Below are 17,412 nucleotides of genomic sequence, written 5' to 3'. Positions count from 1 at the left end.
TAACACACTTTGCAGTATTCTCCCATAACAGAAATTTCCCTTACTGAAGAATTTCTCAGAAGTTTTTTATCCAATTACGACATATAGCTGTCGCCGTGCTGTGATAGTGTCCATTATAACTTATTTTAGGCGGATAGGATACACTGTTTGATGAAAAGATATCTTCTACTATTAAAAGCCTATTTTAAAGGTTCCCTTATGAATCTACTGGAATATAAGTTTGATTTTATAAGCGGCGGAACTTTTGAGCTGGTGTGGCTGTTTATGTATATCATTTTTATAGACACGATTTTTATTCATACCAACACGATAAACGGGTGGGATAAATATCAAATACTGATGTTGACTTTTCAGGGCGGCTTGACGGACTCTGTGTTTACTTTTGCGATAGTACCGGGATTAAAAAGACTGCCCGAAATGATCAATACCGGCACCTTGGATTTTATATTATTAAAACCGTTAAATCCGCGCTTTAATATTTCATGCCATGCATTCGACATTCCACAAATAAAAAACATCGCAATCAACACTATTGGTTTGATATATTGCCTTATACAATTGAATATCCCTATCACACCCTTAAAAGGCGTGATGTATATTCTGCTTTCACTGAATGGCCTTTTTTTAATTTATTCGATTATGTTTATATTGATGAGTCTTGCCTTTTGGTTTATGCGGATGGATATTGTTATGGGGATAGGCTCGGAATTAATTACTATTGGAAATAAACCGATGCAAATATATCCGAAAGTGATTCAAAAAATTCTAACCTTTGTTATTCCCTTGTTTGTTTGCTTTAATTTCCCTGTTCTGTTCATCGTTAAACAATTATCTGTACGCGCTATTTTCTATGCTTTTATCTTAAATGTACTATTTTTGTTATTATCAAATTTTATTTTTAAAAAAGGAGTAAAGCGTTATGTCGGATCAGGCAGTTAGAAGCGAAAAGATTATTGTTGCAGAAAATATTTGCAAAAGTTATACGTATTATAAAAAAGAGGCAGGGCTGAAAGGTAGTATTAAAAACTTGTTTAAACGTGAAAAATTATATAAGCCTGCGGTAAAAAATCTTTCTTTTCAAATTAATCATGGCTCGATAACAGGGTTAATCGGTTTAAACGGCGCGGGAAAAACGACGACCCTTAAAATGCTATCCGGTTTAATACTTCCGACGACAGGAAATCTGAATGTTTTGCATTATAATCCCTTTGAAAAGAAAAAAGAGTATCTGCGGCAAATTTCGATGGTGATGGGGAATAAAAGTCAACTTTGGTGGGATCTACCTGCCATCGATTCTTTTGAACTTAATAAAACAATTTATGAAATTGAAGAGGCCGAGTATCAAAAAACACTTTACACAATGATTGAAATACTCGGTGTAGAAAAACAGGTAAATGTTCAGGTGAGACGGCTGTCGTTGGGGGAACGGATGAAGATGGAATTGATAGCGGCTTTAATTCATAAACCGAAACTCATTTTTCTTGATGAACCTACAATAGGCCTTGATGTCATTACGCAATACAACATACGGGATTTTTTAAAGCACTATTGCAGTACGTATCATGCGACGCTTATATTAACAAGTCATAATTTTAACGATATTGTTTCCCTTTGCAGCGAATTGATTTTGATAAATAACGGAGAAAAGATATACTCGGATTCTTTTATTAATTTTAAAAACACCTTTCTCAATCAAAAATATTTTATCCTCAAATTAAAATTTCCGGCAGCTGAAAAAATAATAACTATGCTTCAACAAAAAGGAGTCGGCACTGCAGAAAAAACAGCTGACGATACGATAAAAATTTCTGCGGATTCAACTGAAAGTTTAGATATACTAAAAAATATTTCCAATGAGTTTATTGAAGATTTAAGCGATATTACCATTGAAAATATATCCATGGAAGATGTCATCAGAAAATTGTACAAGCCAGATGAGTGATTTTTTAAGACACTATTTTTAATTCACTATAGGAAAAAATTATGAATACCTATTATAAAATTTTTAAGATAAGCTTAGCAAACCAATTGGAATACCGTGCTAATTTTATTTCCGGATTTTTGTTTTCGCTCGTTCCTTTTACCGTTAATGTCTTATTGTGGCTTGCCGTTACTGCTCAGAACAGCACCATTCCTCTCGAAGCAAGCGGAATAGTGTCGTATTACTTTTTAACATTAATTACATACAATATTACTTCGACGACTTCCGTATTCAAAATTTCAGATGATATAAGACTCGGCTCTCTCAATCAGTATCTGATAAAACCGTATAACTATGCATTGTATCAACTTGCCGTCGATTTACCGTATCGTTTTGTTTTTATTGTTATGAATGCCCTTCCGATTACGGTTTTATATTTTGTGTTGCACGGATATTTTATATTTATCTTGTCCGTATGGAAGATTGTCTTTTTTGCAGCTTTTTTAGTTACAGGGTATCTTATCAACTTTTTAATTGATTTTTTGATAGCGCTCTATAGTTTTTATTTTTCTCGAGTTTCTTCACTGTATACCTCAATACGGGTACTTAAAAATATTTCCGCCGGTATTATTTTCCCGCTCGTCCTTTTACCAAAATCCGTATTTACCTTTTTAAAAAACCTCCCCTTTGCCTTTATTTCGCATATTCCGGTAAGTCTTTTACTTGATGATATGCCGATACATACTGCTCTCTTTTCTTTATGCAAAGCATTCGGCTGGATAACAATCCTTGGTATATCGTGTAGAACGGTGTGGAAAAGAGGAATGAAAGTCTATTCTGCCTATGGGGGATAGCGGATTTCAGGAACAATTTATCATATATCTCTTCAATATTGATACTCTAATCTTGACATTGTAAAGATTTTTAGCTATCATCTTAACAATGTCAAGATTAGAGAGGAAGGTGTTTATGTGTGAATCGAATCTGCCGTATCATCGCAAGGATCTAAAAAATCTATTAATTGAAAAGGGTATCGAAATCGTCAATACCGAAGGCTTGCAATCTTTTTCGCTAAGAAAAGCTGCCGCAGCTTGCAAAGTCAGCCATGCTGCTCCCTACAGTCATTTTCACAACAAAGAAGAATTACTTAATGCAATGCAGCTGCATATCACCAAGCGTTTTTCAAAAGCACTCGAAACGGCTATCAGTGAAAATAAAGCTCCTGCGGAATTGCTAAAAAATCTGGGAATAGCATATATTTCTTTTTTTATTGAAAATCCCGCCTATTTTCAATTTTTATATTCCAAATCCGACATAAAGGTGGATTTAACCTTATCTATGCCGGATGAGGAAAATTATAGTCCTTTTATTCTGTATAAAAACAGTGTTCTTTCATTACTCAAGGAAAAACAATATCTGAAGGAAAAGCAAAACGACATTGTAATAACAATATGGGCTTTTATACACGGACTTACTGCGTTGGCAACAATGAAAAATGTCCACTACGACAAAAACTGGAAAGAAAAAATCACCGATTTTATGGATTTGCTTGAACCGTCCTTTTTAAAATAACAGCACATGGAATAGTATATGAACGGAATTTATTTCAGTGGAACGGGCAATACAAAATATTGCATGGAAGTATTGACAAAAACGACAAATGGCAAAGCTGTCAGTATAGAAGCACCCGAAGCGCTCGAAGTCTTACGCATATCGAATGAAATTGCACTGGGTTACCCCATTTATTTTAGCGATATTCCGCGTATTGTAAAAACATTTATTTTTGAACATGCCGATATGTTTTGCGGAAAGCACGTTTTTGTTATTGCGACGATGGGACTTTTCAGCGGCGATGGAGCGGGCATTGCAGCACGGCTGCTTCAAAAATACGGAGCCGTCATTATAGGAGGTCTACACATACGTATGCCGGACTGTATTGCCGATGTAAAACTATTGAAAAAAAAGCCGGATGAAAATACCACACTCATATCGGCAGCGCAAAAAAAGATTATACAAACGGCGGAATGTATAAAACACGGAATATACCCAAAAAACGGTTTATCTTTTTTACACAGAATTGTAGGTCTGTTCGGACAACGCCTATGGTTTAAACGACATGCAAAAAAACTGAGCGAACGACTCAATGTCCGAATGGAGCGCTGCATCGGCTGCGGAATATGCGCGGCAAATTGCCCTTCAAAATCATTATATATCGAAAACAATAAAGCTGTATTTTATCCCGGAAACTGCACGATATGTTACCGGTGCATAAACAACTGTCCCGCAAAGGCGATCACACTTATAGGTACGGATGTATTCGAACAGTGTCGTTTTGAAAATTATATAAAGGAAGATATACTATGAAAAAAATATTTACTATATTTTTCTGTATGACGTTTCTCGGTTTGGTGTATTCCCAAACAACGCAGAACGAAACGCTTTATGACGTAGAAATCGTCATCACCGATATAACAGAAGATTCGGGAACGTTAGTTATAAGTATTCATAATTCGGCTGAAAGTTTCAACAAACGGCTTCCATATCAAACCGTCAAGCTAACGGCATATAAAGAAAAAGCGGTTTATCACATACAACTAAAAAGCGGTGATTACGCTTTTTGTGTTTACCATGATATCAACAACGATGGAAAATTAAACACAAATGCAATAGGTATACCAAAAGAGCCGTTCGGATTCAGTAATTATAACGGAAAAGGCTTCCCTGGAAATTTCAAAAAACATAAAGTTTTTATAGGAGATGCAATGACAATAAAGATCCCTTTGGTTAAACTGAATTAAATATCGCTTTTTATTCAATACGAAGTTGATATACGAATCTTGTATAAGTTAAAAAAAACTGATATGATTTTTCATTCGGTATATTCAAAAAGATTATTTGTGAAACAAGTCTGTTTATTAAATAAATCATTATACAATAACGATTTATAAAATTTCAGACAGTTCAGAAAAGAAAACCCTTTTAAATTATCACTTTTTGAACTTTCCTTCACGCAGTTTTTGAAATACCAATTTATTTTATATGAGGTGAAATATGATTAGAGGCGGCGATATTGCAAAAGGCACGGTGTTATTACACAAAGGTAGTCCGTATTTAGTGGTCGAACGGGAATTTGTAAATCCCGGAAAGGGAGCTGCGTTTGCACGTGTTAAGATGAAGAATTTAAAAGATGGAGCTGTTTTAACTCAAACAATAAAAACAGCCGATACGGTAGAAGACGCAACAGTAGATACACACAAAGGACAGTATCAATATGAAGACGGGGAAAGCTACCTCTTTATGGACACCGAAAGCTATGATCAAATTTCGGTTCCTTCAGACATCATAAATGATAAAAAATATTATCTGCGGGAAGGTGATGAATACGAAATCCTTATTTGGGAAGGCAACCCTATCGATGTAAAAATTCCGGCAAAAATGGTGTTTGAAGTTGCAGAAAGCGAAAACTATGTAAAGGGCGATACCGTTTCAGGAGCAACAAAGCCCATCACAACAGAAACAGGCCTTGTAGTTCGTGTTCCGCTCTTTATTAAACAGGGCGAAAAAATATTGGTCAACACTGAATCAAATGAATATCAAGAACGTATCAACTCATAACTACTTTCAAAATCAGCAGTTTTAATCAACACTTTAACGAAAAGCCCTTCACATATTTGAGGGGCTTTTTCTTTTTACAGAAAATTTATTCGTGCGGAGGATTTAATACACTGACGCGAGCATTGGGGTTGTTGGTTATTCCCTGATGTCTTACGCCAAGGTTATTGATTTATACTATATATTTAATCGCTTTTAAAAATGCTTTTCTTGAATGTTTCACGTGAAACATTTTATACAGAATTGAAAGAAAGCAGCTGTTGGGAACCTCTAAAAACTTCAGTTTTTAGAGGTTTACCATAGACTTAATTTGCGATGTTTTGATTTAAGTCATTCAATTACAAAGACTTAAATCAAAACTCGTCGGGCATCTCTAAAAATCTAACCGAGTTTTTAGAGATGCCCTATTCATATAATTTTAACTCTTTTATTACCTTTGCCATATTTATAAAATCATTGTCATCATGCAGTAAATATAAATCATTTTCTATTGCTGTTTCTGCTATTAACAAATCTATCGTACTTCTAATGGTAATGTCTTTTTCTCTACACCTAATATTTATCAGTACAGCTTGTTCATAAGATTCTTTACCGTATTTTAAATGATATAAAGGAATGGTTTCAAAATACTCTTTTAAAATATTATATTCTTTGTCTGTTTTCGCTCCTTGTAAAACTTCTTGATAAATAAATGTATTAATTCCATACGGCAAACTTTTATCAAGAATATCTTCAAAGTGTTCAACAGCTTCAGTTTTTTGATCTTTCAAATAATTAATAATAACAGAGGTATCAACTAAAATCATTTTCCGATCCGCATTTCTTTATAATCATAATTTTCATAAAAAGCTATTTTACCTTTTAAATCTCTAATGTCTTTTACTTTTCGATTTTGAATATATTCTTGTAATGCAGTTTCAACTAATTCTTTTTTTGTATGAATATTTGCAGAATATTTAAAAGCTTCGGCTACAAGCGCATCATTCAATACGATATTTGTTCTCATATACACCTCACAATACACATTGTAATACACATATATTGTTTTGCCCCCTAGGGATTCTGCATTATAATTACCTAAATCATTGTATGATAATAACTTGAGTATAAAATATAATAAAAACACAAAACATATAAGTCATTACAGGATATAACTTTATAATTTAAATGCGAAATCCCTGACCTCCCGTAAGTCAATATTGCTCAATCATATACAGTCTTTACAGTTTATTTTTCAAGCGCTTCGACCTCTGCTTTGGAAAGCCCTGTCGCTTTTGCAATATTTTCAACGGATAACCCAAATTGAAAAAGATTCTTTGCAGTCTCAAGCGCTTTTTGGCGGGAACCTTTGGCTTCCCCTTCATCAAAGGCGTCCATAAGAGCTGCCGGTAAAATATGGTATTCTCTCCGTGCTAACTCGTTCTGTTTTACCGTCTGTATCATCTGTTCTATCCTCCCCGTATAGTCCGTTGTTATCTTACCGGTTTTTACATATTGTAAAAAGCCTTGTAGATATTTATTATCAGTTGTGTTAAATGCATTTGCATTCAGTATAATCTTTTTTATCCCATCCTGTAAGGGTATGGTTTTATCTTCCACACAAATGTTTTCAAACGTGTAAATAGCTCTATTCTTTCCTATAGGATCAAACAAGCAAATAAAAATAATAAAACTATCGTTTAACGTCTTATAAGAATATCCCTGATCAAGGAACGAAATATCAAGGGCAGCCTGATAGTATCTCATTCGTTTTGGAAGATTATTTTGGTTAGCAACTTGCATCTCAATATCATAGGATGTACCGGCTTCGTTTTTTACCAATACATCAAGGCGGACGGTTTTTGCACCGGAATTAGTTGTAATACTATTTTGGGACGATAAATACGTGATTTTCTCGATTTCGGCGCTAAAGAGCAGTTCAAGAAATTCTTTACAAATATGTTCATGCTCCATGACTTTGCAGAACATAAAATCATCGGAAATAGTTAGTTCTTCAAAAGGTTTTCTCGTCATTCACATCTCCTAGCATCCTTATGCGACTTTTGGAGTAAAATGGCTAAAGAAAATCGAAAAAATTTGAGTTTTTTAATTACAAAATCCTATTGCAAAACTTCCTGCAGCGGCCGATTGCAACATGCGCCAACACGGGCGTAATATGCAGGGCATATTCTGCTTCGTCCCATTCGCCGCTTTCAAGCTTGTAGCGGTATTCTTTAATGCGTTTTTTAAGACGTTTCTTCTTCTTTTGCGCAAGATATATCCCTTTCGGCTTGAGTAAAAAGCCCAGAAATGGAACGCCGCTTGCAGTTTTGCCGATGTTTTCTTCTTTTAAGGTTAAAAGCAATTCATCTTCTAAAAAACGCTTTGCTGTATGCAGCATAGTTTTTATTTCTTCCATCGTATCGGCAAAGAGTAACACGTCATCCATATACCGGACATAGCCTTTTACCTGCATCTTTTCTTTTGCATAGTGATCAAAAACTCCAAGATAAAAATTTGCAAAATATTGGCTTGTTAAATTACCGATTGGGAGACCGCGTCCTTCCGTTACACAATAGGAAGCCAGCAGTCTGTCAAATAAGTTGAGCAAAGTTTTGTCTTTAAACTTAGCTGCCAACAATGCCGTAAGTTTACTGTGTGAAATGGAGTCGAAATACTTTTTCATATCAAGCTTGAGGAAATAAGGATAATGTTTGGTAAAATATAACGCGCGCAGTAATGCGGCGTTTGTCCCCTTACCTTTTCTGCAGGCATAACTGTCGTATATTTGAAGCCGCTCAAACACCAGTCCAGTGATATTGATAATAGCGTGATGCAGTACTCGCTCCTCAAACGGAGCTGCACAGATAAGCCGCTCTTTCGGGTCATATATTTTAAAAAACCGGTAATTGCCGAGCGGAATAGTTTGGTTGATAAGATGAGTTTGTAAGGTTTTTAGATTTTCGTATAGATTTTTTTCATATAAAGCTACATCCGGCTTGAGCCGTTTACCACGAGCTGCATTATAAAAGGCAATGAGCAGATTGTCCCACTCAGCTATGTGCCGGTACAGCTTGCCGCTTCTTTTCATAGTCTTGTATCGCTTTTAGAAACGACTCTCCGAATTTTTCGCACTTACCCTGCCCGACACCTTCAATTTGAGCCAAAGCAGATATTGTCTGCGGTTTCTTTTCCGCTATTTGCGCAAGCTGCGCATTTGTTACTACGGCATAGACAGGTATACCTGCTTGCTCAGCCAGTTTTTTCCGTTCATCCCGCAAGTAAGAAAACAGTTCAAAAACTTCGGGCTTTAATACTTCTTTATAGTCTACCGAAGCTTTTCCTTTATCGGCAGCAGGCGCAAAAGAAGTGTCTATGTATTCGGCAATGATTGAATAAAAACTATTTTCTCCCGTTGCGACAAATTCTTTGGTAACGGCGATAATTTTATGCCCGCGTAAAAAAGCATTCATTTCGGCAACCGCTTGTTCGCAATTGGAAATCGGTATAACAAATAATTTAAATTGCATCTTTTTACTCTCATTAAAACCGTTAAAAAACTCTCCTTAAGCTTTCCTAATTCCGATATTTCAGATACGGTACTTACGTAAGGAGAGCACTCTTCCTTCGTACAGTCGTTAAAAAATATACATCATTGTGCATTTTTTAACCGTACACGATAGGGACGGTTCACACCGTTTGTGTGAGCTCTAGGGGCGACAAGCCACACGAAAGCCAAGATTGTCGTTGCTGTTGTCGGGGTTGTTGTTGTTCCGTTTACCGACGACACAGTTCTTCGCGTTATTGTTCCAACTACCTCCGCGTTTGACGCGGTTAGAACCGGAGCACCTCTGTTAAGTCCCTACCGTTTAACACTCCGACTATTTCGCATTCATAGTGTCATTACTACGATCTGTATTTAGGATAATGCCTTACCATCCTACTTTTGCTGCATAGTTTTAAATTCTGCAATTGCACAAGGGATAAGACGAGTAGCCATATCTAACCGATCCATATCTCCAAGGTCTTTGTATTTTGTCCACCAGTCGTCAAAGCTGCCATCACAGTTTTCGATAGCGGCATTCAGGTTGTCAAGTTCATTTTGATTCAACATCTCAAAATTATTGCACGTTATCGATATTTTTCCGCTCTGCTTTTTTTGCGCATCATAGACCGTAAAACGATATGTTGTTTCCAGTCCTCCAGGACTGATGTCAACTACACCCTTCAAATTTGCATCATAACTAAATGATTTCGTCATTTTTCTCCTCCTCGCATTATGCGGATTATAATAAATTATTTTTTACTCTCCGTACCCCTACGATATACGTACCGGCACGGTAGATTCTTACACATTCTATATACACAAAATGTGTAGTTTTTTGTTTTACATTCCATCCCTACACATTTTGCCGCTTCGGTTTCGCCGCAACGGGCGGCTTACGCAACGCCCGTTGTTGCTCAACCTCACAGGCAAAATGTGTGAACCCTAGGGGCGACAAGCCACACGAAAGCCAAGAAAGACGTAGCTGCAGTCGGGGCTGATGAAGCTCCGTCCACCGACGACACAGCTCACCGCGTAATAGTCCCAACCACCACCGCGAAGGACGCGGGGAGAACCGGAAGCAGCAGGTGCACCTTGCGGGTCCATAACATCTTCAGCTTCGATATTACCATACCGGTCAAAACACCATTCCCAGACGTTCCCGCTCATATCGTGTAAGCCAAGTGCATTCGCTTTCTTTGTTCCAACTGGATGCGCTTTACTATCTGCATTACCGCTATACCATGCAACTTCTCCCGTTTTCTCCGCATCTTCCCAGTTGCCTTTCGCTCCGCTTGCACTGTTTAGTTTGATAAGCCATACTTCTCCGTATTGTTCAGCATTTGTGCTATCGTTTTGCCACCGAGCTGCATATTCCCATTCGGCTTCTGTAGGAAGTCTAAAACCTTTTTTACTCATATCGGCATAGGCGGCATCGCAAGCAGCTGTATCAGTCGCGTCTTTTAATACCGTAGTATGATCATCGCTTTTTCGGTAAACGCATTCGTCTGCACCTTTTTCTTTCTGGGTATACGCATTGCACCATACAACGCAGTCCCGCCAACTTACCGTCGTTACCGGCTCTTCTTCGCTCCCGCTTCCGTCTTTACCTTTTACTCCTGCATGAGCAAACTTGTATCCATTCGCAGGCTGTGTCGCCCAGTCGTATACTTCTTTCCACAGCTTATACGGCACTTCCGTCTTGCCCAGCTTATAAGGGCTCAATTTTACCTTCCGCCCTTCGCGGAATACCCCTTTCCAATACTCATCCGTTCCCGGCAAAGAATATGTCGGATCCGCTCCGATAATACCTGCTTCAGGCGGGGTTATCGTTACAAAATCGTCGGCAGGCGGTGTAGGTGGTGTGCTGTTGCTTTCAAAGCTCACCTTAACCTCGACGCCCTTTGTAACGGTAAACGAATAGGAATCGTTTGTGCCGTTTACGGCTTCTCCATCACGCGTCCAGCCCTTTACCCTGTAGCCCGAATCAGCCGTTGCCGTAAAGGTTACGGTTTTGTCGTGCTCAACGTTTATGGGACTGATCGTTGTTTCCGCTATGCCTTCCGCCTTTGCTTTAAGCGTACCGTTCCCACCTTCTACGCTGAAGGTTATCTTGTATGTTGTCGGAGGCTTGGCTGTTACGTTTACCTTACAGCTCGCTGTTTTACCGCCGTCTTCGGTTGTTACGATGATAACTGCTTCACCGGCTTTATGTGCCGTTACTGTACCGTTTTTATCAACGCTCGCTATCGCAGGCTTATCGGAACTCCACGCTACTGTTTTGTTTGTTGCATTTGCAGGCAAAACCGTTGCAGTCAGTGTTGTACTAGTTCCTGCTACAAGACTTACCGTAGGCTTATCCAGCGTTACACCCGTTACAGCGACGGCAGAAGGCGGCAAAGCCTTAAAGCTTACCTTTACCGTTACGGCAGCCGTTACTTTATGGCTATACGTTGTACTTACATTATTTGCCACAGCAGTACCGTTGACCGTCCACTTTTCTACTTCATAACCCTTTTCAGGCACCGCAGTAAACACAACTGTTTTGTCTTTTTCGACGCTTATCGGGCTTTTATTCGTTTCCGTTACGCCGTCCGCCTTTGCTTTAAGCGTACCGTGTTCCCCGGCACTAAACGTTACTGCAAATGTTTCCGGTTTAACCGTTATCTTATTCGGACAACCGGTAAACAAGGCCATTGCAGCAAGCATCAATCCTACTGCTAACCGGCTCAACAGCCGATTTATTCTTCTATTTTTATTCATACTTGTTCCTCCTAGCACTTATATATTTTCAACCGCTAAACGGTTTATTCCTTAAATTTTTTAACCGCAAAGTACGCAGAAGACGCTAAGGGGGTTGGAATATGGTTTGGTATTTACCGGTGATTCTTTGTGATTTTTGTATGCTGAGTGGTTTTATTTTAATTAACCGCAGAGACGCAGAGTACGCTAAAGTTTTGAAAGGAATGTTCTCCTCTATCTGACTCCGCATACGTGGTACTCTTTGCGGTTTAATAGGGAAAAGATTAACAGTACGTTTGCCGTCTGCAAAAATTGATGAGAAATAATGATGTTGTTGTCTGAATGTAAAAGCTGCCCGTTTTTCAGAGCGCAGACAGACTCTACGCCTGAGTTGCTGAGTTGCTGAGTTGCTGAGTTGCTGAGTTGCTGAGTTGCTGAGTTGCTGAGTTGCTGAGTTGCTGAGTTGCTGAGTTGCTGAGTTGCTGAGTTGCTGAGTAAGTGTTGCCGCTTATTTTATGCGTGTCAAGTATCTTTTGCATCTTTTTTTGCGCGTTGTGAGAAGATAATTGATACTGCGGCAATACGGTTTTAAGACTCAGCATAGAAATAGTATAAGGGCAAAAAGGGAAAAGTGCAAGGGAAAAATAATAATTGAAAATTCGTAATTGGTAATGTGCAATTTGTAATTAAGAATTCATAATTCATAATTATGAATTACACATTCTTGACTCGTTTTTGGGTACTAAATAAGCAAGATAATAGTGCGCAAAAAGATATCTATTTTCTATATACCGCCGCGGATAGTGTAGCATATTTTTGCTTGCTATGTAATAGCGCCGCATAACGATGTACGGAAATTCAACTTCAAGCATCGTTAAAAAATTTATGTTAACTATAGATATTGACGTACCATACCGATAGATGGTATTCTTTAAAAGTTCTGCGGATGTCGTATAACGGCTATTACCCGAGCTTCCCAAGCTCGTGACGGGGGTTCGACTCCCCTCATCCGCTGTTTTCTATTCTAATCTCTTTCGCTAATAGACATCCTCAATCTTTCAAATGCCTTTTGTACTTCTTGTGGTAATTCCGTTTTTATAGCATTATCAGTTTCTAGTGATATTTTTTGCTGTATTGAGAGTGCAGCAGTTTTTTCACTCGCCTTTTGCTTATCAGGAACTGTCCTATCGTTATTTTCAATATTTCCAAACTGATGAGAAGTCTCATAATACGATGAAACAATAACCGAAATATTTTTAACTTCCAGTTGAGGATATCTTTTTTGAAAGTTTCGCAAAATATATTTCTTGTTTAATAAAATCTGCTGACTCCAGCCGGGATGATCAACTTCAATAAGCGCCGTTTGATGTTTAATATCAAGCAACTTGGAATGGGCAGCTTGCTTCTCGCCGACAATAGACGCCCATGATGAATATACTTCCAATACTTTTGATTGTTCAAAAAGCCCTACCTTATCAAGATAGCTCATAATCAACTCAGAAAGCTTTTTTACGTCATTCTGCACGGAAGCTGCCCTCCGAGACAATATACACACGGCTTTTTTCGCGTATGTAGTTTTGATACGGTTCCCCTGGAAGGAATGTACAGATAAGCTGGTCATAACGAGGTAAATGCTCGGTAAAATTTTTTCGTTTTTCAGGATCAAGTTCCAAAAGAACATCATCCATCAGCAATACCGGCAACCGTTTCGTCTTTTCCGTATAAAAATATGCCTGAGCCGCTCTCAAAACAAGAGAAAGTAAGCGTTGCTGCCCCATAGAAGCGGTTTGTACAAAGGGCTTTTTATTACGGATAAAGCGTATCTTATCGCGATGAGGTCCTGACATACTGGTATTCATTGTAAAATCAAGCTGCCGTTTTTCTATTAATGAGATTAACACTTCATCAAAATTCGTCGATTTCCACGAAGGACTGTAATCGATCATCACGGAATCTATCCCACCGATATTTTCATATAAAGAAGAGAATATTTTATTGAACGATTCAATAAGTGCACGGCGTTTTTCTATAATTTGTATACCGATTGGGATAAGCTGCGCGTCAATAACATCCAGTATTTCGCTCTTTTTTTCTTTTAACACAAGGTTTCGAGATTTTAATAATTTTGTAAAGTTCCGTAGAATATCGATATACGAAGGGTCATAGAGGGAAAGAGATTGATCGATAAAAAAACGGCGGCGTTCCGGCGATCCTGTCGCAAAATCCAAATCATCATGGCAAAAAAGAATGCAAGGAATAGTTGAAATGAAATCTTTTCTATCGTGAATTTTCTTTAAGTTTTTTTCTATGATTTTTTTTTTATCTTTTGAAACAATTGATATTCTATGACTCCGCTCTTCATTTTCTTTAAATAAGACACGGACGCTATATTCATTCGTATTTTTTTTATATATTTCCGCTTCGTTTCTGGTTCTAAAGGAATTTCCATAAGCGGCAAGGTATAACGCTTCCAGTAGGTTTGTTTTACCTTGCCCATTTTGACCCACTAAAAAAACTTCAGGAGCGGAGAGGTCAATTGCCTTGTCTTCAAGGTTCCTGAAGTTATAAGGAGAGATCGACAAAAACGGCACGAATACTACTCCATTTGCATCGGCATAATGATATGGAAGAAATGAGTGTCTGTTTCCGGCCGTAATGTAATAGCGCGCATGGGATCGGTAAATTCTATACGGATATTTTCCGAACCGAGAACCTTGAGCGGTTCTTCAAGATACATGTAGTTTAATGCAATGGTTATCTCTTCGCCCTCATATTTGCAGGGGATTTCTTCATTTGCAGTTCCAAGTTCATTTTCATTTGAGGTGATGGAAAGCGTACCGGCAGAAATTTTTAAAAATATCCGCTTGGATTTTTGTTCTACAAGCAAGGCAACTCTTTTTAAGGCCTGTAAGAAATCATCACGTTGAGCTTCAAAATGATGTGCTTGAGATTCGGGAATAACTCGTTCATAGTTCGGGAATTGACCGTCTATTAAAACGGAAGAAAAATTGTAAGCGTTAAAGCGGAAGAATATATTTTTCTCACTTATACCGATGGAGATCATTCCTTCTTCCGACGATCGTCGTTGTACGATAGAAAGAATTTTTGGAGGAATGATACTTCCTTTAAAGTCGGGTAAAGGAATACCGAAATCATGTTGGATAAAGGCCAATCTTCTACCGTCTGTAGCAGCAAAAATCAGATTGTTTTCTTTCTTTTCCATGTAGACACCGTTCATAAAGTAACGAGTTTCATCATCGGAAACGGCAAAAATTGTTTGAGTTATCATTTCCTTAAATTCTTTTGCAGGAACTTCGAAGAACTGAACGTTTGAGGAATCGGTAAAAGGAGGAAAGTCATTATCTGATATGGTTTTAAGAGAGAATTTTGCTTTTTTGCTGATAGAACGGATAATAAGTTTTTGATCTTTTTGCTCCGCTTCTATTTCGCCTGAAGGCATTGAAGCGATAATGCTGGTAAATTTATCACAGAATACGGTTGTTGCACCTTCTTCGGCAACATCGACGGGAATTTTTGTTTCAAAGGCTACTTTTATATCGGTTGCACGGATTGTTAAGCTGCCTTCTTTTGCTATGAGCAGGACATTTGATAGTATGGATATTGCTGTTTTATTTGAAATGATTTCTTGAGCAATAGCCATTTCTTTTAGTAAAACTTCTTTAGTAAATGTAAATTTCATGATTTCTCCTAAAAAGAGGTTATCTTTATTATACTATAAATTTAGTAATAGTAATAGTAGGCACTGTGAATTTCTTGATATTTAGGTTAAAGCATTGGTTAACCGTTAGTTAGCGCTTGAATAATGATGTTTGAATTGTTCACAATTTGTATCATTATGCACAGCTGAAAAAAGATATACACAATAGAATGGGTCTTATAAACAAGTTTTACATCAATTATACAGAGGTTATGAACAGTGGAGAAAATGAGGAATTGACTACTGAAATAGCTTGACTGAAAAGCTCTGCTACTGAAAATTTTTTGTGATATACAGAATTGGCGGTTTTTACTATACTAAGCTCAGTATGGTAAAAGCGTTTACGGTAGGAAAAAACATATTTTCATCGCAAGAGCATGTGTTGATTATTGCGGAAATTGGGACGGGGCATAACGGCAGTTTGCAAAAGGCGAAAGAGTTGGTAGCGGCTGCTAAAGAAAGCGGAGCCGATGCGGTTAAATTTCAGATTGTATATGCGGATGAAATTTTGCATCCCGATACCGGTTTTGTGAATTTACCGACCGGAAGGATTCCTCTTTATGAACGCTTTAGAGAGCTGGAATGCAGTATTGATTTTTACGCTGAATTGGCACAGTATGCACATAAGCTTGGAATGCTTTTTTCCGCTTCGGCATTCGGCCTTCGTTCAGCTGATGAATTGCGGCAGCTTAATCCGGCTTTTATCAAAATTGCGTCGCCGGAGCTCAATCATTTTCCGCTGCTTGAGCGCGTTGCTTCATTCAGACTGCCGGTTATTCTTTCGACCGGTGTCTCTCGGCTTGGAGATATTGAACGTGCCATAAGCTGTTTGGAAAGCAACGGGTTACCTGCCGATATGCGGGCGTTGCTTCATTGTGTAACGGCGTATCCTGCGCCGGAAACGGATTATAATACGGCTGTGCTGCAATCCTTGTCGATGTTGTTTAACAGTCCTGTCGGTATTAGTGATCATTCTCTTGATCCTGCAGCAGTTCCGATAGCGGGGTTGTTGAGCGGCACCTGTATTCTTGAAAAGCATATTTGTCTTTCCCGCAGCGATGCCGGTCTTGATGATCCTGTTGCGTTGGAACCCGCGCAGTTTTTGCAGATGTCAAAAACTGTAAGGGAATTAACCGGTAAGTCCGATGAAGATATTTTTAAGGCGGCACAGAGTTACGGCTATTCCAAGGATTTTCTACAGCGCATTATCGGCGATGGTGAAAAAAAGCTCGCTGCTGCGGAAAAAGATAATTACGGTAAAACGAATCGTTCGCTGCATTATATAAAAGATTTACAGAAAGGCGCCGTGTTGAAAAATAGCGATATTGCCGTTTTACGAACCGAAAAGAATTTAACTGCGGGCGAATCTCCTGAGTATTTACATTACTTTATCGGATCGGTTTTGCAAAAAGATGTTACCGGAGGTTCCGGCGCCGTGTTTGATGATATTATAGAAAGGAAAATGCGATAATGTCTGATTATTACGAAACGCTCGGCAGTTTGTTGCGTGATCGGCTTGGAACGGATGAGGATCCTTTTGAACAAGCGGTAGAAGGCCGGCAGGGTAAATACCGAAGCGCCGGAAATAAAATAGAACGGCGTGTTCCTAAAAAACGGACGTACAAAGAACCTGAACAAAAGGCTGAACCGATACGTGTGCCCGTCCCCGACGCTTTAACGGAAGATTTTGCTATTCTGCAAGTGCTTCCGGGTGTTCCGCTTGACTATTGCAAAAAAGCATGGAAACACTTGTTGAAAAAATATCATCCCGATGTCATTGCCGAGGAATCTGCACGGCAACAAGCTGCGTCTATTGTTAGAAGGATAAATCGTTCGTATAAGCGTATCGAAATATGGTTTTCAACCGGTAAGGTTCAGGATTATGACAGTTTATGA

General features: G+C 38.4%; 19 protein-coding genes, 1 tRNA gene and 2 pseudogenes. 10 read left to right on the top strand and 12 right to left on the bottom strand.

Annotated elements, in window-relative coordinates; genetic code table 11:
• The first annotated feature begins 150 nt into the window (after window positions 1-150).
• The 7 genes from GWP40_RS01510 to efp all read left to right on the top strand — a co-directional run bounded on the left by GWP40_RS01510 (window position 151) and on the right by efp (window position 5,536).
• Entirely contained in the window at window positions 151-939 is a 789-nt protein-coding gene (locus GWP40_RS01510; protein ID WP_212565761.1) for an ABC transporter permease, read from the top strand.
• The gene (locus tag GWP40_RS01505; protein ID WP_212565760.1) at window positions 920-1,942 is read left to right on the top strand and encodes an ABC transporter ATP-binding protein; all 1,023 of its coding nucleotides are present in this window, start codon (window positions 920-922) and stop codon (window positions 1,940-1,942) included. Before GWP40_RS01510 ends, GWP40_RS01505 begins: the two co-directional genes overlap by 20 nt.
• Window positions 1,943-1,983: 41 nt before the next feature.
• Window positions 1,984-2,775, top strand: a complete 792-nt coding sequence (locus tag GWP40_RS01500; protein ID WP_212565759.1) for an ABC transporter permease — start codon at window positions 1,984-1,986, stop codon at window positions 2,773-2,775.
• A gap of 115 nt (window positions 2,776-2,890) precedes the next feature.
• Complete coding sequence (locus GWP40_RS01495; protein ID WP_212565758.1) at window positions 2,891-3,493, top strand: TetR/AcrR family transcriptional regulator; 603 nt, start codon at window positions 2,891-2,893, stop codon at window positions 3,491-3,493.
• Window positions 3,494-3,511: 18 nt separating this feature from the next.
• Window positions 3,512-4,285 carry an EFR1 family ferrodoxin gene (locus tag GWP40_RS01490; protein WP_212565757.1) on the top strand — a complete coding sequence of 258 codons (774 nt, stop codon included), beginning with the start codon at window positions 3,512-3,514 and terminating at the stop codon, window positions 4,283-4,285.
• Window positions 4,282-4,719, top strand: a complete 438-nt coding sequence (locus GWP40_RS01485; protein WP_162664677.1) for a DUF2141 domain-containing protein — start codon at window positions 4,282-4,284, stop codon at window positions 4,717-4,719. The genes GWP40_RS01490 and GWP40_RS01485 overlap by 4 nt, the downstream gene beginning before the upstream one ends.
• Window positions 4,720-4,972: 253 nt before the next feature.
• Complete coding sequence (gene efp / locus GWP40_RS01480) at window positions 4,973-5,536, top strand: elongation factor P (RefSeq protein WP_162664678.1); 564 nt, start codon at window positions 4,973-4,975, stop codon at window positions 5,534-5,536.
• A gap of 401 nt (window positions 5,537-5,937) precedes the next feature.
• Here efp and vapC read toward each other — a convergent pair whose 3' ends face one another.
• The 9 genes and pseudogenes from vapC to GWP40_RS12505 form a co-directional block, all read right to left on the bottom strand.
• Window positions 5,938-6,339 (bottom strand): type II toxin-antitoxin system VapC family toxin, encoded by a 402-nt coding sequence (vapC, locus tag GWP40_RS01475; RefSeq protein ID WP_212565756.1) that lies wholly within the window; start codon window positions 6,337-6,339, stop codon window positions 5,938-5,940.
• Complete coding sequence (locus GWP40_RS01470; RefSeq protein WP_212565755.1) at window positions 6,336-6,539, bottom strand: type II toxin-antitoxin system VapB family antitoxin; 204 nt, start codon at window positions 6,537-6,539, stop codon at window positions 6,336-6,338. The genes vapC and GWP40_RS01470 overlap by 4 nt, the downstream gene beginning before the upstream one ends.
• Window positions 6,540-6,760: 221 nt before the next feature.
• A complete protein-coding gene (locus tag GWP40_RS01465) occupies window positions 6,761-7,546 on the bottom strand; it encodes an Rpn family recombination-promoting nuclease/putative transposase (protein WP_212565754.1) in 786 nt (261 codons plus the stop codon).
• Between the two features lie 76 nt (window positions 7,547-7,622).
• Window positions 7,623-8,603, bottom strand: coding sequence for an RNA-directed DNA polymerase (locus tag GWP40_RS01460; protein ID WP_212565753.1), 981 nt, complete (start codon window positions 8,601-8,603; stop codon window positions 7,623-7,625).
• Complete coding sequence (locus GWP40_RS01455) at window positions 8,566-9,042, bottom strand: HRDC domain-containing protein (RefSeq protein WP_212565752.1); 477 nt, start codon at window positions 9,040-9,042, stop codon at window positions 8,566-8,568. The genes GWP40_RS01460 and GWP40_RS01455 overlap by 38 nt, the downstream gene beginning before the upstream one ends.
• Before the next feature lie 180 nt (window positions 9,043-9,222).
• Window positions 9,223-9,345: pseudogene (locus GWP40_RS13525) on the bottom strand (formylglycine-generating enzyme family protein); the annotation flags it as partial.
• Window positions 9,346-9,452: 107 nt separating this feature from the next.
• Window positions 9,453-9,773, bottom strand: a complete 321-nt coding sequence (locus GWP40_RS01445; protein ID WP_212565751.1) for a hypothetical protein — start codon at window positions 9,771-9,773, stop codon at window positions 9,453-9,455.
• 228 nt (window positions 9,774-10,001) lie between these two features.
• The gene (locus GWP40_RS12510) at window positions 10,002-11,168 is read right to left on the bottom strand and encodes an SUMF1/EgtB/PvdO family nonheme iron enzyme (RefSeq protein WP_230974650.1); all 1,167 of its coding nucleotides are present in this window, start codon (window positions 11,166-11,168) and stop codon (window positions 10,002-10,004) included.
• Between the two features lie 45 nt (window positions 11,169-11,213).
• A pseudogene (locus GWP40_RS12505) lies at window positions 11,214-11,753 on the bottom strand (Ig-like domain-containing protein); the annotation flags it as partial.
• A 987-nt stretch (window positions 11,754-12,740) separates the two neighbouring features.
• Between GWP40_RS12505 and GWP40_RS01435 the strand changes: the two are divergent.
• Window positions 12,741-12,812 (top strand) — tRNA-Gly (locus tag GWP40_RS01435).
• 10 nt (window positions 12,813-12,822) lie between these two features.
• Here GWP40_RS01435 and GWP40_RS01430 read toward each other — a convergent pair.
• The 3 genes from GWP40_RS01430 to dnaN are packed head-to-tail and all read right to left on the bottom strand — an operon-like array spanning window position 12,823 to window position 15,498.
• Complete coding sequence (locus GWP40_RS01430) at window positions 12,823-13,287, bottom strand: DciA family protein (RefSeq protein WP_230974526.1); 465 nt, start codon at window positions 13,285-13,287, stop codon at window positions 12,823-12,825.
• Window positions 13,288-13,312: 25 nt separating this feature from the next.
• Entirely contained in the window at window positions 13,313-14,389 is a 1,077-nt protein-coding gene (recF, locus tag GWP40_RS01425) for a DNA replication/repair protein RecF (RefSeq protein ID WP_212565748.1), read from the bottom strand.
• A gap of 5 nt (window positions 14,390-14,394) precedes the next feature.
• Window positions 14,395-15,498: a DNA polymerase III subunit beta gene (gene dnaN / locus GWP40_RS01420; RefSeq protein WP_212565747.1), complete on the bottom strand. Its 1,104-nt coding sequence runs from the start codon at window positions 15,496-15,498 to the stop codon at window positions 14,395-14,397.
• A 346-nt stretch (window positions 15,499-15,844) separates the two neighbouring features.
• Between dnaN and GWP40_RS01415 the strand changes: the two genes are divergently transcribed.
• Window positions 15,845-16,987, top strand: a complete 1,143-nt coding sequence (locus GWP40_RS01415) for an N-acetylneuraminate synthase family protein (RefSeq protein ID WP_212566502.1) — start codon at window positions 15,845-15,847, stop codon at window positions 16,985-16,987.
• Window positions 16,987-17,412 (top strand): J domain-containing protein, encoded by a 426-nt coding sequence (locus tag GWP40_RS01410; protein ID WP_212565746.1) that lies wholly within the window; start codon window positions 16,987-16,989, stop codon window positions 17,410-17,412. The genes GWP40_RS01415 and GWP40_RS01410 overlap by 1 nt, the downstream gene beginning before the upstream one ends.

Origin of the sequence: Treponema vincentii, from assembly GCF_018336815.1 — a bacterium.
Taxonomy (GTDB): Bacteria; Spirochaetota; Spirochaetia; order Treponematales; family Treponemataceae; genus Treponema.
The sequence above is the reverse complement of the archived record's forward strand: the minus strand, read 5'-3'. Positions and strand labels throughout refer to the sequence as shown.